Consider the following 16,249-nt stretch of genomic DNA (forward strand, 5'->3'; position numbering starts at 1 on the left):
GGCTCGGGGTCGAACTCCGTGTCAGTCGCGCGATAACAGGCGCGGGGCAAGCTCTTTGAGTGCGCGTCGATACACCTCGCGCTTGAATGTCACCACCTGGCCTAACGGGTACCAATAGCTGACCCAGCGCCAGCCATCGAACTCCGGTTTGCCGGTCAAATCCATCCGCACCCGCTGCTCGTTGGAGATCAGGCGCAGGAGAAACCATTTTTGCTTCTGGCCGATACACAGCGGCTGGCTGTGTGTGCGGACCAGACGTTGCGGCAGACGATAGCGCAACCAGCCCCGAGTGCAGGCAAGTATTTGCACATCATGTCGCTCAAGCCCGACTTCTTCGTTCAATTCACGATAAAGCGCGTCTTCCGGCGTTTCCTGCGGGTTGATACCCCCCTGAGGAAACTGCCAGGCATCCTGGTTAATACGCCGAGCCCATAGGACCTGACCAGCATCGTTTGTCAGAATAATCCCGACATTAGGACGGAAACCATCGGGGTCGATCACGGCAACAACCTCGCAAACGCATGTCGCCGCATTGTTCCACAAAGGCGATCAAACCAGCAACGAGGCTTATCACCTTATGTGAAGACTTGTGAAAACCTCGTATTCTGGGGCTCTTTTTTCAACTATTTCAGCGAGTAACCCTATGCGCCTGGCTTTATTCGACCTCGACAACACGCTTCTGGGCGGTGACAGCGATCACGCCTGGGGCGATTACCTGTGCCAGCGCGGGATCCTTGATGCCGCCACCTACAAGACCCGCAACGACGAGTTTTATCAGGATTACCTGGCTGGCACCCTGAACATGACCGAGTACCTTAATTTTACGCTGGAGATTCTGGGCAACACTGACATGGCTCAGCTTGAGGAATGGCACCGCGAGTTCATGCGTGACTGTATCGAGCCCATGATCCTGCCCAAAGCGCTTGAGCTTATCGGCAAGCATCGGGAGGCAGGCGACAAACTGGTGGTCATCACCGCGACCAATCGCTTTGTGACTGCGCCGATCGTAGCGCGCCTGGGTATCGATACGCTGCTGGCGACGGAGTGCGAGATGCTCGATGGGCGTTACACGGGCCGCACGACTGATATCCCCTGCTTCCGCGAGGGCAAGGTGACACGACTCAATCAGTGGCTGGAGGACAACGCGTTCAGTCTAGAGGACAGCTATTTCTACAGCGATTCGATGAACGACCTGCCGCTGCTGGAGCAAGTTGCCAACCCGGTTGCAGTGGACCCGGACGCCAATTTGCGCGCGGAAGCCGAGCGGCGCGGCTGGCCTGTCATTACCTTGCGCAGCTAAGCCGCACTGAGGCTCAGGCCGGTTTGAAGCCCATCAGACCGGCCATCGCCACAAAGCACACGACGCTGATCACAGTAAGCGCAAGGGTAAACCCTCGTTTGGCACCCTTGGCACCGAGGCGCAGCCGGTTGAGCCTGATAACCAGCCAGATCCAGCTGCACAGCCCCAGCGTGTAGAGCAGACTGCTACCCAGAACCCATGTCTGGCCCAGCGATAACCCTTTCAGATGCACCAACCACCAACCACTGAACGGCAACGTCGCCAGACACGCGGCCATCAGCAGCCAGAAAAACACCAAAGGCCGCTTGAGCAGACGATTCTGGATGGTCGTATCGCCTTCAAGACGAACCTTGACGACCCCGCTGGCCAATACCAACGCGCTGATCAGCAATAACGTCAGGGCAACGATGTGCAGGGTATTGAGGGTGGTGATGGGTTCCATGACGCGGTGTTCCTCTGGAATCGGGCTTGAGTGAGTTTAGCAGCGCGGACACAGGATTCGTGCCCTGAAACACCTATCGTTCCTCACGTTCAAGCTAAGGAATGCCTTGGGTGACGCTCTGCGTTGCAAATCTGCGCCGCACCACACGCAAAATCGCACGCAGAGCGTCGTGAGGAACGAGAGATATCCACGGCATCAGCCCAAAAACAACCGATACGCCGGGTTTTCGCTCTCGTCCCAGTACGGGTAGCCGATCTCGTCCAGCGCCGCGCCTACCAGATGCCGTTCTTCTTCTGGCACCACCAAACCAGCCACCACCCGGCCATCTGCCGCGCCGTGGTTGCGGTAGTGGAACATCGAAATGGTCCAGCGGCCGCCCAGGCGGTTGAGGAAGTTGAACAACGCGCCCGGCCGTTCCGGGAATTCGAAGCGCAGCACCACTTCATCGTCGACGCGCTCGGCATGCCCGCCGACCATATGCCGAATGTGCAGTTTGGCCAGTTCGTTGTCAGTCAGGTCAAGCACCGGAAAGCCCTGCCCGGTGAGGCTGGCGATCAATGCGCTGCGCGGATCGTTTTCCGGATGAGTCTGCACGCCTACGAAGATGTGTGCTTCGCGGGCAGTGTGGTAGCGGTAGTTGAATTCGGTGATCTGTCGTTTGCCGATCGCTTCGCAGAAGGCCTTGAAGCTGCCTGGCTGTTCGGGGATGGTCACGGCGATGATCGCCTCGCGGCCTTCGCCCAGTTCGGCGCGTTCGGCCACATGGCGCAAGCGGTCGAAGTTTACGTTGGCGCCTGAATCGATCGCTACCAGCGTCTGCCCTTTCACGCCGCGTTGTTCGACGTACTTCTTGATCCCCGCCACGCCCAGCGCGCCTGATGGCTCGGTGATGGAGCGGGTGTCGTCGTAGATGTCCTTGATCGCAGCGCATATCTCATCGGTGCTGACGGTGATCACTTCATCGACATAATGACGACACACTTCAAAGGTGTGATAACCGATCTGCGCGACTGCCACGCCATCGGCAAACAAGCCGACCTGGCTCAGCACCACGCGCTCGCCAGCCGCCATAGCCGCCTGCAGGCAGTTGGAGTCGTCCGGCTCGACGCCGATCACCCTGATTTCCGGGCGCAGGTACTTCACGTAAGCCGCGATTCCCGCGATCAGACCGCCGCCGCCCACCGGCACGAAAATCGCGTCCAGCTGGCCCGGTTGCTGGCGAAGAATCTCCATCGCCACTGTGCCTTGCCCGGCAATGGTGTCGGGGTCGTCGTACGGGTGGATGTACACAAACCCTTGTTCATCGACCAGTTTCAGCGAGTACGCCAGCGCCTCCGGAAATGAATCGCCATGCAAAACGACGGTGGCCCCGCGCGAGCGCACGCCTTCCACCTTGATCTCCGGCGTGGTGCGCGGCATGACAATGGTTGCCAGAATGCCCAGTTCGCGTGCCGCCAGCGCAAGGCCTTGCGCATGGTTGCCCGCCGAGGCCGTGACTACGCCGCGTGCCGTTTCTTCTGCGCTCAGTTGCGCCAGCTTGTTGTACGCGCCACGAATCTTGAAAGAGAACACTGGCTGCAGGTCCTCGCGCTTGAGCAGCACCTGATTGTTCAGCCGCTCGGACAGCTGGCGAGCGCCTTGCAGCGGCGTTTCGATGGCAACGTCGTAGACGCGGGAGGTGAGGATCTTCTTGACGTACTGTTCAAGCATCGGGGCGGCATCACTGACGAAGCGGGCAAGGCCGGGAAGTCTACCCTGCGTACCCGAGGACGACCACACGAATGACGGGGCTTTACAGCGCAGTCACCGCTATAATGCGGGCCTTTTTGCTCATCCCTACCTCTTATCTACTTACATCAGGCATCGTGGAGCCCGCATGACCCAGGATCAACTCAAACAGGCAGTCGCCCAAGCCGCTGTCGATTTCATCCTTCCAAAGCTCGACGACAAAAGTATCGTGGGCGTCGGCACCGGCTCCACGGCCAACTGCTTCATCGATGCGCTGGCAAAGCACAAGGCAGCGTTCGACGGCGCGGTTGCGAGCTCGGAAGCTACCGCTGCGCGCCTCAAGGGCCATGGTATTCCGGTTTATGAACTGAACACTGTGAGTGATCTGGAGTTCTACGTCGACGGTGCCGATGAGAGCGATGAGCATCTGAACCTGATCAAGGGCGGCGGCGCGGCGCTGACTCGCGAGAAAATTGTCGCGGCGGTGGCCAAAACCTTCATCTGCATCGCCGATGGCAGCAAGCTGGTGCCAGTGCTGGGCGCATTCCCGCTGCCGGTCGAAGTCATTCCGATGGCCCGCAGCCACGTCGCTCGGCAACTGGTGAAACTGGGCGGTGATCCGGTTTACCGGGAAGGCGTGCTGACTGACAATGGCAATATCATCATCGACGTCCACAACATGAGCATTACCAACCCGGTGGAGCTGGAAGCCAGCATCAATGCCATCGTCGGCGTGGTCACCAACGGTCTGTTCGCAGCCCGTCCAGCAGACTTATTGCTGCTGGGCACCGATGAAGGCGTGAAGACTCTGAAGCGCTGATACACCCGGCCATGCCCACGCAAGGTGGGCATGGCCGGCAGCGGCTCAGGGCTTGCGAAAAACGTAAAAAAGGTTCGGCTCGCTCACCAGGTACAACGTCCCTTCCGCGTCCATCGCCATACCCTCTGCCTGCGGCACACCTTTGCTCAGCCCCATCGAGCCTTTTGCCAGCGAGCCGCTGCCAATCGGATGCCCACTGGTGTCGAGTTCCAGAATACGCTTCGATTCATCGGACAATGCCAGCAGGTGGCCGCTGGTCTCGTCGAATTGCAGGCTGGACAAATCACGAACGGACAACCGGCCATCGCGCTTGCTGTTGGAAATTACCTGGAGATCGCCGGGGGCGTCGTGGTTGGTCTTTGGAAAGCCGCGCACCTCGATGATCTGCACCGGGTCGCGTTCTCTGGCAACGAACAGGCGCTTGCCCACCGAGTCATAGGCTAGCCCCTCGTAACCTTTGTTGCCGCCCGCGTTGATCCCCAGCGTCAGTTGCTCGGCGTCGGCGGCGTTGAGGCTTTTTGTGTTGTCATCGACGTGAATCTGAATCAGCCGCAGCCGACGCTCGTCGCTGATGACATACAGGCCGGGGCTGATGTATTCAACAGCTTCAGCATCGCCAAAGCCCACCAACGGAATGCGCCGCAGCACGCGGCCATCGAGGCTCAGCTCGACCAGCTCGGCATTCTGGTTGGTCACTGTGAACAGGCTCTTGCGATCCGGGTCGTAACTGAGACCCGAAACATCATCTTCCAGCCCTGTAATAACCTGCCCTTCTGTCACGACGCGATACTGATCAAGGCCAATGGCCTGAAGCGATTCGGATTGCCAGAACATTTGCCAGTCGAACAGGGCGCTCTCTACGTAGCGATACCGTTGATTGGCGAGCATGAATATCGCAACCAGCGGCACAAGCGCGAGGAGCAGGAGTAAAGAGCGGGTAGAACGGCGCATTCGGGTGACTCGGACGGATTGAGCGGGCGGACTTGATACCACGCCATTCTGAAAGCAAGCTTAATGGCACGGTGCTATTTGTTTGCCGATCATATATCGGCCATCTTTTATCTGCCGTCCTGGCTCAGTGCTTGCGAAACGAATAAAACAGGTTTGGCTCGCTCACCATGTACAGCGTCCCGGCCTCGTCCAGGGCCACCCCTTCTGCTCGGGGGATCGTGTCCTTGAGCCCATTCATGCCGCCCAGCAGGGTCATGAAGCTCACCTGCTCGCCTTGCTCGTCCACTTCCAGCAGCAAATGAGAGTCTGCCGAAAGCGCCAGCATGTGCCCGGTACGCGGGTCGATGCTCAACGAGGACAAGTTGCGCATGTCCAGCGAACGACTGGGAAGCTTCTGCTTGTCGCCTTGCAGTACATCACTGCCGTTACTTTTCCAGGTGTACAGGGCAGGTGGCCGCTCTTCACCCAATATCAATTGCTGACGAAGCGGATCCCAGGCAATGCCCTCGAAACCCTTGTTCTGATTATCCGATTTGCCCAGCTCGTACTGAGGGAAATCCGCGATATTGAGGGTCTTGGTATCTGCCGAGACCTTCACGACGGTCAGCTTGTGCTGGCGCTCATCGGTGATGGCAATCAGGCCATCGTTCATGACCGCAACACCTTCCGGATTGCTCCAGCCCACCAACGGGATCTTGCGCAGAACGTCGCCTGTGAGCGTCAATTCGACCAGAAATGCGTTCTTGCCCATGACTGCGAACAGCGTTTTGCTCACCGGGTTGTAGGACAGGTCCGATGCTTCGTCCTTTTCCATGCCCGGCAACGCCTTGGCATCGATGTCCACGTGATAGTCCGGCAGCCAGATACTGGCGTGGCGGCCGGCCTTGGTCTCGAAGCGCTCCTGAAACCAGAGCAGCGCGCGGTCATCCCAATGCATCGCAAATGCCAGGCCATACCCCATCAGGGCAACCAGCAACAGCCATGAATACCAGCGCATGTTTCGAACGAAAGCGAAGCGTTTTTCGGCGCGAGGCGGCGTTTGGGCAGGAATGGCCATTAACGTGTTCCTGAGCAGATGAGATGTCGTGACGACTGTGAGCCGGCGAGTTCATGCCCGCGAAGCTCGGCGGGATTATCCAGACCAGGCGTGAAAAAAACGCAAAACCGCAGGAACTATCAACTACCGGGTAAACAAAAGCCACCCGGGAATGACCCCGCGTGGCGTTGGCTGAAACGTCAGGCGGCTGTTCGCTTAGCGAACGACGCTGCTGAACGGCGCTTGCCCGACCAGCTCCAGAACGATTTCATCACCGGCTTGAAACGGGCCGACACCCGCAGGCGTGCCTGTCATGATGATGTCACCGGCCTGCAGCGAAAAGTTGGTCGCCATGTGCTGGATCATCGGCACGATAGGGTTGAGCATCAGGCTGCTGTTGCCATCCTGCACGACCTTGCCGTTGATGGTCAGGCGAATGCCGATATCGGTGAGGTCGGTAAAGGTGCCCGCCGGAACGAATGGCGGAATCACTGCGGCGCCGTCGAAACACTTGGCCAGTTCCCAAGGCAGACCTTTCTCGCGCAGACGCGACTGGACGTCACGCAGAGTAAGGTCCAGCCCCGGTGCGAAACCGCTGATTGCGTCCAGCACTTCTTCACGGGACGGATTCTTGCTCAGAGGCTTGCCGATCAGTACCACGATTTCAGCCTCGTAATGCACTGAACCGCGATCTGCCGGTATAGCGAACCCGCCTTCCAGCGCAACCACCGCACTGCCCGGTTTCATGAACAGCAACGGCTCGGCAGGCACCGGGTTGCCCAGTTCCTTGGCATGCTCGGCGTAGTTGCGACCGATGCATACCACTTTGCCCAGCGGAAAGTGAATGCTCGTTCCATCAACATATTTGTGCTGGTAGCTCATGACGTCTCCTGAGTCTGATTAGTGTGGCGTGGCAGTGTTGGCGTGGCGATGCACGGTACGACAGGAACTCAGACCGCGAATATTTTTCCGGGGTTCATGATGCCGTTCGGGTCGAAGACCGCCTTAAGCGCCTTCATGTATTCGATTTCGACCGGCGAACGACTGTACGTCAGGTAGTCACGCTTGGTCATCCCTACCCCGTGTTCGGCAGAAATCGAGCCGTTGTACTTCTCTACGGTCTCGAACACCCACTTGTTGACCCGCGCGCACTTGACGAAGAACTCGTCCTTGTCGAGATTTTCGGGCTTGAGGATGTTCAGGTGCAGGTTGCCGTCGCCAATATGGCCGTACCACAGCACTTCGAAGTCAGGGTAATGCTCGGCTACGATGGCGTCGATTTCCGCCAGGAACTCCGGCACTTTCGAGACCGTGACCGAGATGTCGTTTTTATAGGGTGTGAAGTGCGAGATGGTTTCGGAGATGTATTCGCGCAACTTCCACAAGTTGCGCAACTGCTGCTCGCTCTGACTCATCACGCCGTCAAGCACCCAGCCCTGATCGACGCAGTGTTCGAAGGTTGCCAGCGCCTGATCAGCGAGGTCTTCAGTGGTCGCTTCGAACTCCAGCAGCACATAGAACGGGCATGGCGTATCAAAAGGTGACGGCACATCACCTCGGGCCATGACCCGGGCGAAGGACTTGTCGGAGAAAAACTCGAAGGCGGTCAGATCAAGCTTGCCGTGGAAGGCGTGCAGCACGGGCATGATCGAGTTGAAGTCAGAGGTGCCCAACACCATCGCGGTAAGATTTTTCGGCGCCCGATCCAGACGCATGGTGGCCTCGACCACAAAGCCCAGTGTGCCCTCGGCGCCAATGAACAGCTGTCGCAGGTCGTAACCGGTGGCGTTCTTGATCAGGTCCTTGTTGAGTTCCAGCAGGTCGCCCTTGCCAGTGACCACCTTGAGGCCAGCCACCCAATTGCGGGTCATGCCGTAGCGAATGACCTTGATCCCGCCTGCATTGGTGCCGATATTACCGCCGATCTGACTGGACCCCGACGAAGCGAAGTCCACCGGGTAATAGAGGCCGCTTTCTTCGGCCAGTGCCTGCAACTGACGCGTGATCACGCCTGGCTGGCAGACTGCCGTGCGGTCAGTGAGGTTCAGCTCCAACACCTGATTCATGTAATCGAATGACACCACCACTTCGCCATTGGCTGCCACTGCTGCCGCAGACAACCCGGTGCGTCCACCTGACGGCACCAACGCCACGCGTCGCTCATTGGCCCAGCGCACGATGGCTTGGACCTGTTCGGTAGTTTTGGGGAACACGATGGCCAGCGGCGCAGGGGTAAACTGCTTGGTCCAGTCCTTGCCGTAGGTTTCCAGAGAACCGCTGTCAGTCAGCACTTTGCCGGGGTCGACCAAGGTCTTGAGCTCATCAATCAAAGCGGGATCGGTCATGGACTCAACTCTCGAACAATTCATGGGCATCCTGAGAACGGTTCACGTTCTGGAATGGGGTTTAGCGGGGCTCGTATGCTAGCATATGCCCCCCGCGAATCGTGCCCAGCGCCGATCCGGCCCCCTGCCATTTTCTCCGGGACACAGGTTTACGCAGATGAGCAAGACTTCCCTCGACAAGAGCAAGATCAAGTTCCTTCTTCTCGAAGGCGTTCATCAATCCGCTGTCGATGTCCTCAAGGCAGCCGGCTACACCAGCATCGAGTACCACACCAAGTCTCTGCCGGAAGCCGAACTGAAGGAAAAGATCGCCGACGCTCATTTCATCGGTATCCGCTCCCGCACCCAGTTGACCGAAGAGCTGTTCGATTGCGCCAAGAAGCTGGTCGCGGTCGGCTGCTTCTGCATCGGCACCAACCAGGTTGATCTGAACGCAGCACGCGAGCGCGGTATCGCAGTATTCAACGCGCCCTACTCCAATACTCGTTCGGTCGCCGAACTGGTGCTGGCCGAGGCGATCCTGCTGCTGCGCGGTATCCCCGAGAAGAACGCCTCCTGCCACCGAGGCGGCTGGATCAAGAGCGCGGCCAACTCTTTCGAGATCCGCGGCAAGAAGCTGGGCATCATCGGCTACGGCTCGATCGGTACCCAGCTGTCGGTACTGGCTGAGGGCCTGGGCATGCAGGTCTACTTTTACGACACGCTGACCAAGCTGCCACTAGGCAACGCCACTCAGGTGTCCAGCCTGACCGAGCTGCTGGGCATGTCCGACATCGTGACCCTGCACGTTCCGGAAACCACAGAAACCCAGTGGATGATCGGCGAGAAAGAAATCCGCGCGATGAAAAAGGGCAGCATTCTGATCAACGCCGCTCGCGGCACAGTCGTCGAGCTGGACGCCCTGGCCGACGCGATCAAGGACAAGCACCTGATCGGCGCTGCCATCGACGTATTCCCGGTCGAGCCGCGCTCAAACGACGACATCTTCGAAAGCCCGCTGCGTGGCCTGGACAATGTGATCCTGACCCCGCACATCGGTGGCTCGACGGCTGAAGCACAGGCCAACATCGGTCTGGAAGTTGCGGAAAAACTGGTCAAGTACAGCGACAACGGTACGTCGGTGTCCTCGGTCAACTTCCCGGAAGTAGCCCTGCCTGCCCATCCTGGCAAGCACCGCCTGCTGCACATTCACGAAAACATCCCGGGCGTGCTCAGCGAGATCAACAAGGTCTTCGCCGAAAACGGCATCAACATTTCTGGTCAGTTTTTGCAGACCAACGAGAAAGTCGGTTACGTGGTCATCGACGTCGACGCCGAATACTCCGACCTGGCGCAGGCCAAGCTGCAACAGATCAAAGGCACCATCCGCAGCCGCGTGTTGTTCTGATCCGATCGCGCTGATCAGCGAGCCCATGCCATGCGTGGGCTCGCCTTCTGGCTGTGACATCCCCTCTCAAAACCATACGCAGAGCGTCCAGAACGGCATGCCCACGCTGGAGCATGGGCACGATAGTGTTGCCGGGCCAGAGCGCCGTTCGTGACGCTCTGCGTCATACCTACGCTGACAGCCCTACTTCACATTGATGGTGATCTTTTTCGACTCGACCGGCGGGTTCAGAGGCATGTGGCCTTTGTCGCCCATCATCAATTGCAGGGTGTGCTGGCCTGGCGGCAGGTTGATTTCGGTTTCGGTCTGGCCTTTGCCGAAGTGACGTACGTTGTCGCTGACCGGCAACGGAGCGTCCAGTGCAGGCTGGTTTTTGACGTCGATCAGCAGATGATGGTGACCGGTGTCAGGAACATCCACACCCGCAGGCGCAACGCCCATGCCCTTGAGACCGAATTGCACGGTAAACGGAGAGGTGACGGTTTCACCATCCTTGGGCGAGATAATGTACACCTCAGCACCTTCGGGTGATGCAGTGCGCGGCATGTCGGCGGCGCTGACCAGCATGGATGCGCTCAGCAACAGGCCCGCCACTGCCGTTCCAGAAAATAAGGATTTCATGATTGCTCCAGATCCAGTTGACGTAAGTCCGACCCTGCACACGACGATCCGTCGTCTCAGGAATGCTCACGATAGACCGCCGCAGGGCTCAATGGCTCACTGCATTCATGAAACAGTTTTCATGAGGCATAACGGCATTACTGGAACAGCTCGTTACCGCGACGCCGGAACCAGCCGGTCAATGAAAGCCGGTCGCGGGTTGCAGGCATGACTTCGTGGGGGATATCGCCGGACAGGAAGACCACCAGACAGCCGCCCGTGGGCTGGACGTCATACGCCAGGTCATCCTTGAGGTACATACGCAACTGACCGCCATGCTCCGGCAGCCAGGCGTTATTAAGGTAAAGCACTGCGGACACCACGCGCTTGTCATCGTCGCGAAAGCGGTCCACATGCCTTAAATAGAAGGCCCCCGGCGGGTATAAGGCAAAGTGGCTTTCGTAATCATCGAGCCCCAGAAACAGCCCGCGGTTGAGCGCCTCGCGCAAGCTGTCCATCAACTCCAGATAGCTGTCGCAGCACTGCACCTGACCGGCTTCCAGCCACTGAATGCGATCACCACGGATACCTTCGCGCACTTCCAGTGCCGGCCCCTTGCCGACGCCGGCAGGCTCAAGTTCGCCTTCGGCAGCGCGCTTGCGGCACTCCTGCTCCAGCTCGAGGGTCAGAGCTTCGGGCAGGAAAATATTCTGCTGCGACCAGCCATTGGCGGCCAGGTCGTCGACGATTCGCAACAGCAATGGGTGGTCAGAGGGTATGCGCATGGCGTGCATAGTATCCATAAGCCCTGAAATCCGACAGTGGCGTTTAGGCATGCCATCAAAGGCGTGAGATTTCATTCGCCGAGGGCAGTCATAACTCGACAAATCCACGCGAACACCCGGAGAATAGCGGCCTGCCGACAGGAGTCCCCAATGCGTCGTTTGTTTGTTTTGCTGTTGATGTTCTGCACCATACCTGCCTGGGCAGACAACTACGATCAGTTGTACAAGGCTGCAGGCTGGCCGGACCAGCGCGCGCATTTCAACGATGCCCTCAAGGCTGCGCAACAGCGCTACAGCAACAACCTGCCGCCTGCGGTTTATCAAGCACTGGTGAATAACAGCAATCAGCGTTTCGCCCCACAGGCCATGGATCAACGTGCCGCGAAACGTCTGCGTGAAAGCCTCAAGGACCCGGCCCCTGCGCTGCAATTCTTTCAATCGCCGCTGGGACGCAAGATCGTCAATGCCGAGCTGACCGCAACCCGCGCCGATCAGTTGGCCAAACACGCGCAGGGCCTGCCTCACATTCAGGCGGACGCCACACGTCAATTGCTGATCGGCCATCTCGCCCAGGCACTGCCCGCCAAACAGGCCGGTGCCGAAGTCAGCCTCGCCATCGCGGGCGTTGCAGCCGACAGCCTGAGCCAGATGATCCCCGGCCTGCTGGGCGGCGGTCAGGCGCAGGGCATGCTGGAGGGCCAGCGCGAACGTCTGATGGCGCAGATCAGCGCCGACTTGAACAACACGCTGCTGTACGTCTACCGCGACCTGTCAGACCCGGAGCTTGAAGAGTTCTCGACCTTCGCAGAGTCGCCGGAAGGCAAAGCCTACTATCAGGCTGCGCTGGACGCGATTCGCGCAGGGCTGGCCGTCGGGCAAAGTGCGTCGAGTTTGAACCCCGGACAATGAACCCGGCTCAGGCCAGCGTGCGCCTGAGGCCAAAGGAATGGACGCACTTTATGAAAGACTCTATCGCCCTGCTCGTCACTGCGGTCGTCATGGCGTTTTCGCCTGGCTGTTCTGGAGCACTCTGGGGCCGGATGCTTTTGTTGTTCTCGGATCGCTGATGGTAGTCGTGATATGCACTGACAATTTCCGCCTGCGTCGCCAGGTGAAGGCGTTACAGGCTGGCGCGGCTAAAAAAGCTTAAGCCATGCGCGCGGAAAGAAAGTCCAGATACCGCTCGCGCATTTCCGGCGTTTCGTTGGCCAAATGATGCCGGGCATGGCCGAGCATGAGGATTTGCGGCTGACTGAATTTATCTTTCAGGACCGTCAGGTTATGCGACCAGTCGACGGTCATGTCTGCCTCGCCTTGAATGATGATCGGACTGCGTCGGCTGCGGGGCGCGCGTTCGATGCGCGTGATCCACTTCGCCAGCGCACCGACCCATGCGGTCGGCAGGCGATTGGGCTGCAACGGGTCTGCCAGCAGAAAAGGCAGAAAAGCCGGGGCGTTGGAGTTTTCCGTGAAGCGCCGGGCGATACCCTTCACAAACGGCCTGAGTGCGTGATAACTCAGGCGCGACCAGCCCCAGGCGCGCGGCCGAACCAGCGGAGCCAGCAGAATGACCTCGCCCTGTGCCGGGGAGTCAGCGCCCTGATGCAGCAGGTGGTCGATCACAATTGCGCCGCCCATGCTTTGCCCGCACAGGTGCCAGGGCTGCGGCAGCCGCAGGCCCTCGGCTTCCAGCAGCAGGCGCTGCAAGACGGTCTGGTACTCGGAGAAATCACGAATGCTGGCACGACTGCCACTGGACAACCCGTGCCCCGGCAAGTCGCAGGAGATCACCGCAAACCCTTGGGCCAGCGCCCACTCGACCACATGTCGGTACAGCCCCATGTGGTCATAGAAACCGTGGAACAGGAACAGCGTCGCCACCGGACTTTCCGGCAACCACACCTGCCCGACAACCTCGTACCCGTCGACGTCGAGACGCCCCAGCCAGCTGCGCACGCCCTGCTCACCGCCCAGGCCGGCAAGGCCGTAGAAGCGCTGATAGGCCTGGCCGTGCATTGAAAGCGGATCAATGACGTTCAGCGGCAGCAGGCTGGCTCTCAGGTTGTCGGGGTCGAACGTGACGGACATGTATTTAGATTCCGGCGGAAGGCTCGTAAAGTTGTGTAACGATATTCTTCTGTATGCTTCGGCATGGCAAGCTGTGCCGCTGTAATCGCAGCCCTCAGGCATGAGATCAGTACGCCACTACGGGCCTGCACGATGGCGTCCAGTATCTTGATGCCTGCTTTGCACTCGATCACGGTAGGCTTTCGTGCTCTGTCCGGTCGAGCTGTGTATCAGCCTGCTGCCTGTTGCACAACCTTGACCCTCACCCACGCCTAACGCCATTTACAGAGAACCCGGATGAAACGCAGTCTCGTCATTCTTGCCATCATTATTGCCATTCTTGCTGGCGGCGCTGGCTGGTACATAAACAGCAAGCAGCCAGTCCGGGATGGCGAGATCGCCATGAGCCGTCTTCAAGCGCCCGTCACGCTGCGTTACGACGAGCGCGGCGTGCCGCATATTCACGCCGAAAACGAAGCAGACCTGTACCGCGCCTTGGGATACGCCCACGCGCAGGACCGGCTGTTCCAGATGGAAATGCTGCGCCGCCTGGCGCGTGGCGAGCTGGCGGAGATACTGGGACCGAACCTCGTCGAAACCGACAAACTGTTTCGCAGCCTGCGCATTCGTGAACATGCCGATGCCTACGTCGCTCACCAGGACAAGAACACGCCGACGTGGCAGGCGCTGGAAGCCTACATTGATGGCATAAACCAATATCAGGACAGCCACGCAAGGCCGATGGAGTTCGACGTATTGGGCATCCCCAAACGGCGCTTCACTACCGAAGACACGATGAGCATAGGTGGCTACCTGGCTTACAGCTTCGCGGCAGCGTTCAGGACCGAGCCACTGCTGACGTATGTGCGCGACCAGCTGGGTCCGCAGTACTTGAAAGTCTTCGACCTGGATTGGCACCCGGACGGCGTACTGAACTCTAAACCTGCCCTCGCCAGCGCCGACTGGAAAAGCCTGGGCGAGCTGGCCCAGATCAGCCACAAGGCGCTTGAGGACGCCGGCCTGCCGCAGTTCGAGGGCAGCAACGCCTGGGTGATCTCCGGCAACCGCACGCAAAGCGGCAAGCCGCTGTTGGCGGGCGATCCGCACATTCGTTTTTCGGTGCCTTCCATATGGTACGAGGCGCAGCTGTCAGCGCCCGGTTTCGAGCTGTACGGCCATTTTCCGGCACTCAATCCGTTCGCGTTCCTGGGGCACAACATGGACTTCGGCTGGAGCCTGACCATGTTCCAGAACGACGACGTGGACCTGATTGCGGAAAAGACCAACCCCGACAACCCGAATCAGGTCTGGTACCACGGACAATGGGTCGACATGACCCGCACCGAACAGCAAATTGCGGTCAAAGGTCAGCCGCCCGTCACCCTGTCCCTGCTTGAATCGCCGCACGGCCCCATCGTCAATAACGTGATGGGCAAGAATGCCGGCCAGACACCGATTGCCATGTGGTGGTCCTTTCTGGTGTCCGCCAACCCGGTGATGGATGGCTTCTACGAGGCCAATCGCGCTGACACACTGGAAAAAATGCGCAGCGCCGCCGAGAAGATCCAGTCGCCGGGGCTCAATATTGTCTGGGCCAATGCCAAGGGCGATATCGGCTGGTGGGCAGCGGCGCAATTGCCGATCCGTCCTGAAGGTGTCAACCCGGCCTTCATTCTGGATGGCAGCACCGCGCAGGCTGATAAACTCGGTTTCTACCCGTTCAGCGCCAACCCTCAGGAAGAAAACCCGGCCCGTGGCTACATTGTGTCGGCCAACTTCCAGCCGCTGTCGCCGAGCGGGATGCAGATTCCCGGCTACTACAACCCACCTGAGCGCGGCCAGGAACTGAACCGGCAACTGAGCGATACCACCATCAAGTGGGACCTGACGGCCAGCAAGGCACTGCAATTGAGCACGCAGACCGATTACGCACCGAGCATTCTCAAGCCGTTGATTCCGGTATTGCGCAGTGTGATCAGCGACCCCGAGGAGCTGGCGCTGGTGGAACGGCTGGCAAGCTGGAAGGGTGATTACCCGGTCGACTCGGTCGGCGCCACGCTGTTCAACCAGTTCCTGTTCGATTTGACTGAAGAGACCTTTCACGACGAGCTGGGCGATGCGCTGTTTGAAACGCTGCTATCGACCCGCGCACTGGACTCCGCGCTGCCGCGACTGGCTGCCGATGCGGATTCGCCGTGGTGGAACAACCGCAATTCGCCACACGAAGAGAGCCGCGCCAACACCGTCAAGGTGGCCTGGCGGGCCAGCGTTTCACACTTGAGGTCGCTGTACGGCACCAACCCGGACGAATGGGTATGGGGCAAGGCGCACACCCTGACTCAGGGTCACCCGCTGGGCTCGCAGCCGCCGCTGGACAGGATCTTCAACGTGGGTCCGTATGCAGCGCCAGGCACCCATGAGGTGCCGAACAACCTGTCATCGAGCATCCGCCCTGCCCCGTGGCCGGTCGGCTATGGCCCCTCGACCCGCCGCCTGATCGACTTCGCCGACCCTGCCCACAGCCTGGGAATCAACCCGGTAGGACAAAGCGGCGTGCCGTTCGACAAGCATTATTCGGATCAGGCCAAGGCATTTGTGAAGGGCGAATACATGCCTCAGCGTTTTAGCGAAGACGATGTGGCGGAGCATACGGAAGGGGTTTTACGGCTAGTACCGGGGGAGTAGCGATCCGATCACCCTCTGCGCCGAACCCGGAAATGAGGCTTCTGCCCTTAGGGCGTGGGAGCGGAGTTGTACGCGAACTGTCGGGAACCAACAGTGAAACCGA

The 16,249-nt window shown here is 59.4% G+C and carries 15 protein-coding genes and 1 pseudogene; 6 read left to right on the forward strand and 10 right to left on the reverse strand.

What is annotated here, in order from left to right:
* Positions 1-21: 21 nt before the first annotated feature.
* Complete coding sequence (locus POR16_RS23835; RefSeq protein WP_002555745.1) at positions 22-501, reverse strand: RNA pyrophosphohydrolase; 480 nt, start codon at positions 499-501, stop codon at positions 22-24.
* Positions 502-643: 142 nt separating this feature from the next.
* On the opposite strand from POR16_RS23835, the gene POR16_RS23840 reads away from it, so the two are divergent.
* Entirely contained in the window at positions 644-1,300 is a 657-nt protein-coding gene (locus POR16_RS23840; RefSeq protein WP_005896172.1) for a histidinol-phosphatase, read from the forward strand.
* Positions 1,301-1,313: 13 nt separating this feature from the next.
* Here the strand turns inward: POR16_RS23840 and POR16_RS23845 are convergent, their stop codons facing one another.
* Positions 1,314-1,742 carry a DUF2269 family protein gene (locus POR16_RS23845; RefSeq protein ID WP_005896169.1) on the reverse strand — a complete coding sequence of 143 codons (429 nt, stop codon included), beginning with the start codon at positions 1,740-1,742 and terminating at the stop codon, positions 1,314-1,316.
* Positions 1,743-1,937: 195 nt separating this feature from the next.
* Positions 1,938-3,452 carry a threonine ammonia-lyase, biosynthetic gene (ilvA, locus tag POR16_RS23850; protein WP_053486352.1) on the reverse strand — a complete coding sequence of 505 codons (1,515 nt, stop codon included), beginning with the start codon at positions 3,450-3,452 and terminating at the stop codon, positions 1,938-1,940.
* A 166-nt stretch (positions 3,453-3,618) separates the two neighbouring features.
* On the opposite strand from ilvA, the gene rpiA reads away from it, so the two are divergent.
* On the forward strand, positions 3,619-4,290 hold the full coding sequence (gene rpiA, locus POR16_RS23855; RefSeq protein WP_005896165.1) for a ribose-5-phosphate isomerase RpiA: 672 nt from the start codon (positions 3,619-3,621) through the stop codon (positions 4,288-4,290).
* Between the two features lie 45 nt (positions 4,291-4,335).
* On the opposite strand, the gene POR16_RS23860 is transcribed toward rpiA, so the two are convergent.
* The 4 genes from POR16_RS23860 to POR16_RS23875 form a co-directional block, all read right to left on the reverse strand.
* Complete coding sequence (locus POR16_RS23860) at positions 4,336-5,241, reverse strand: SdiA-regulated domain-containing protein (protein WP_024670420.1); 906 nt, start codon at positions 5,239-5,241, stop codon at positions 4,336-4,338.
* 124 nt (positions 5,242-5,365) lie between these two features.
* Positions 5,366-6,298: an SdiA-regulated domain-containing protein gene (locus tag POR16_RS23865; protein ID WP_005896161.1), complete on the reverse strand. Its 933-nt coding sequence runs from the start codon at positions 6,296-6,298 to the stop codon at positions 5,366-5,368.
* A 195-nt stretch (positions 6,299-6,493) separates the two neighbouring features.
* On the reverse strand, positions 6,494-7,159 hold the full coding sequence (locus tag POR16_RS23870) for a fumarylacetoacetate hydrolase family protein (protein ID WP_005896159.1): 666 nt from the start codon (positions 7,157-7,159) through the stop codon (positions 6,494-6,496).
* Positions 7,160-7,227: 68 nt separating this feature from the next.
* Positions 7,228-8,622 (reverse strand): FAD-binding oxidoreductase, encoded by a 1,395-nt coding sequence (locus tag POR16_RS23875; protein WP_005896157.1) that lies wholly within the window; start codon positions 8,620-8,622, stop codon positions 7,228-7,230.
* Positions 8,623-8,779: 157 nt separating this feature from the next.
* Here POR16_RS23875 and serA point away from each other — a divergent pair, with 157 nt between their 5' ends.
* Positions 8,780-10,009, forward strand: coding sequence for a phosphoglycerate dehydrogenase (gene serA / locus POR16_RS23880; RefSeq protein WP_005896155.1), 1,230 nt, complete (start codon positions 8,780-8,782; stop codon positions 10,007-10,009).
* 183 nt (positions 10,010-10,192) lie between these two features.
* On the opposite strand, the gene POR16_RS23885 is transcribed toward serA, so the two are convergent.
* Positions 10,193-10,630, reverse strand: coding sequence for a DUF4399 domain-containing protein (locus tag POR16_RS23885; protein WP_005888892.1), 438 nt, complete (start codon positions 10,628-10,630; stop codon positions 10,193-10,195).
* A 137-nt stretch (positions 10,631-10,767) separates the two neighbouring features.
* On the reverse strand, positions 10,768-11,403 hold the full coding sequence (locus POR16_RS23890) for a 2OG-Fe(II) oxygenase (protein WP_024670418.1): 636 nt from the start codon (positions 11,401-11,403) through the stop codon (positions 10,768-10,770).
* A 141-nt stretch (positions 11,404-11,544) separates the two neighbouring features.
* Here POR16_RS23890 and POR16_RS23895 point away from each other — a divergent pair, with 141 nt between their 5' ends.
* Positions 11,545-12,303, forward strand: coding sequence for a DUF2059 domain-containing protein (locus POR16_RS23895; RefSeq protein WP_005896151.1), 759 nt, complete (start codon positions 11,545-11,547; stop codon positions 12,301-12,303).
* A gap of 50 nt (positions 12,304-12,353) precedes the next feature.
* Positions 12,354-12,544: pseudogene (locus tag POR16_RS26725) on the forward strand (hypothetical protein).
* Here POR16_RS26725 and bipL read toward each other — a convergent pair.
* Positions 12,541-13,482 (reverse strand): phospholipase BipL, encoded by a 942-nt coding sequence (gene bipL / locus POR16_RS23900; RefSeq protein ID WP_005896147.1) that lies wholly within the window; start codon positions 13,480-13,482, stop codon positions 12,541-12,543. The pseudogene POR16_RS26725 and the gene bipL overlap by 4 nt on opposite strands.
* 276 nt (positions 13,483-13,758) lie before the next feature.
* On the opposite strand from bipL, the gene POR16_RS23905 reads away from it, so the two are divergent.
* Entirely contained in the window at positions 13,759-16,146 is a 2,388-nt protein-coding gene (locus POR16_RS23905) for a penicillin acylase family protein (RefSeq protein ID WP_005896146.1), read from the forward strand.
* The last annotated feature ends 103 nt before the right edge of the window (positions 16,147-16,249 follow it).

Source organism: Pseudomonas coronafaciens pv. oryzae str. 1_6 (assembly GCF_000156995.2).
In the GTDB taxonomy this organism is placed as follows: Bacteria; Pseudomonadota; Gammaproteobacteria; order Pseudomonadales; family Pseudomonadaceae; genus Aquipseudomonas; species Aquipseudomonas tremae.

What these genes read in the sequence shown, in the direction of transcription:
- ilvA (WP_053486352.1), bottom strand. Translation starts at nt 3,452, where the DNA reads ATGCTTGAACAGTACGTCAAGAAGATCCTCACCTCCCGCGTCTACGAC.
- bipL (WP_005896147.1), bottom strand. Translation starts at nt 13,482, where the DNA reads ATGTCCGTCACGTTCGACCCCGACAACCTGAGAGCCAGCCTGCTGCCG.
- POR16_RS23890 (WP_024670418.1), bottom strand. Translation starts at nt 11,403, where the DNA reads ATGCACGCCATGCGCATACCCTCTGACCACCCATTGCTGTTGCGAATC.
- POR16_RS23840 (WP_005896172.1), top strand. Translation starts at nt 644, where the DNA reads ATGCGCCTGGCTTTATTCGACCTCGACAACACGCTTCTGGGCGGTGAC.
- rpiA (WP_005896165.1), top strand. Translation starts at nt 3,619, where the DNA reads ATGACCCAGGATCAACTCAAACAGGCAGTCGCCCAAGCCGCTGTCGAT.
- POR16_RS23870 (WP_005896159.1), bottom strand. Translation starts at nt 7,159, where the DNA reads ATGAGCTACCAGCACAAATATGTTGATGGAACGAGCATTCACTTTCCG.
- POR16_RS23885 (WP_005888892.1), bottom strand. Translation starts at nt 10,630, where the DNA reads ATGAAATCCTTATTTTCTGGAACGGCAGTGGCGGGCCTGTTGCTGAGC.
- serA (WP_005896155.1), top strand. Translation starts at nt 8,780, where the DNA reads ATGAGCAAGACTTCCCTCGACAAGAGCAAGATCAAGTTCCTTCTTCTC.
- POR16_RS23875 (WP_005896157.1), bottom strand. Translation starts at nt 8,622, where the DNA reads ATGACCGATCCCGCTTTGATTGATGAGCTCAAGACCTTGGTCGACCCC.
- POR16_RS23865 (WP_005896161.1), bottom strand. Translation starts at nt 6,298, where the DNA reads ATGGCCATTCCTGCCCAAACGCCGCCTCGCGCCGAAAAACGCTTCGCT.
- POR16_RS23895 (WP_005896151.1), top strand. Translation starts at nt 11,545, where the DNA reads ATGCGTCGTTTGTTTGTTTTGCTGTTGATGTTCTGCACCATACCTGCC.
- POR16_RS23905 (WP_005896146.1), top strand. Translation starts at nt 13,759, where the DNA reads ATGAAACGCAGTCTCGTCATTCTTGCCATCATTATTGCCATTCTTGCT.
- POR16_RS23845 (WP_005896169.1), bottom strand. Translation starts at nt 1,742, where the DNA reads ATGGAACCCATCACCACCCTCAATACCCTGCACATCGTTGCCCTGACG.
- POR16_RS23860 (WP_024670420.1), bottom strand. Translation starts at nt 5,241, where the DNA reads ATGCGCCGTTCTACCCGCTCTTTACTCCTGCTCCTCGCGCTTGTGCCG.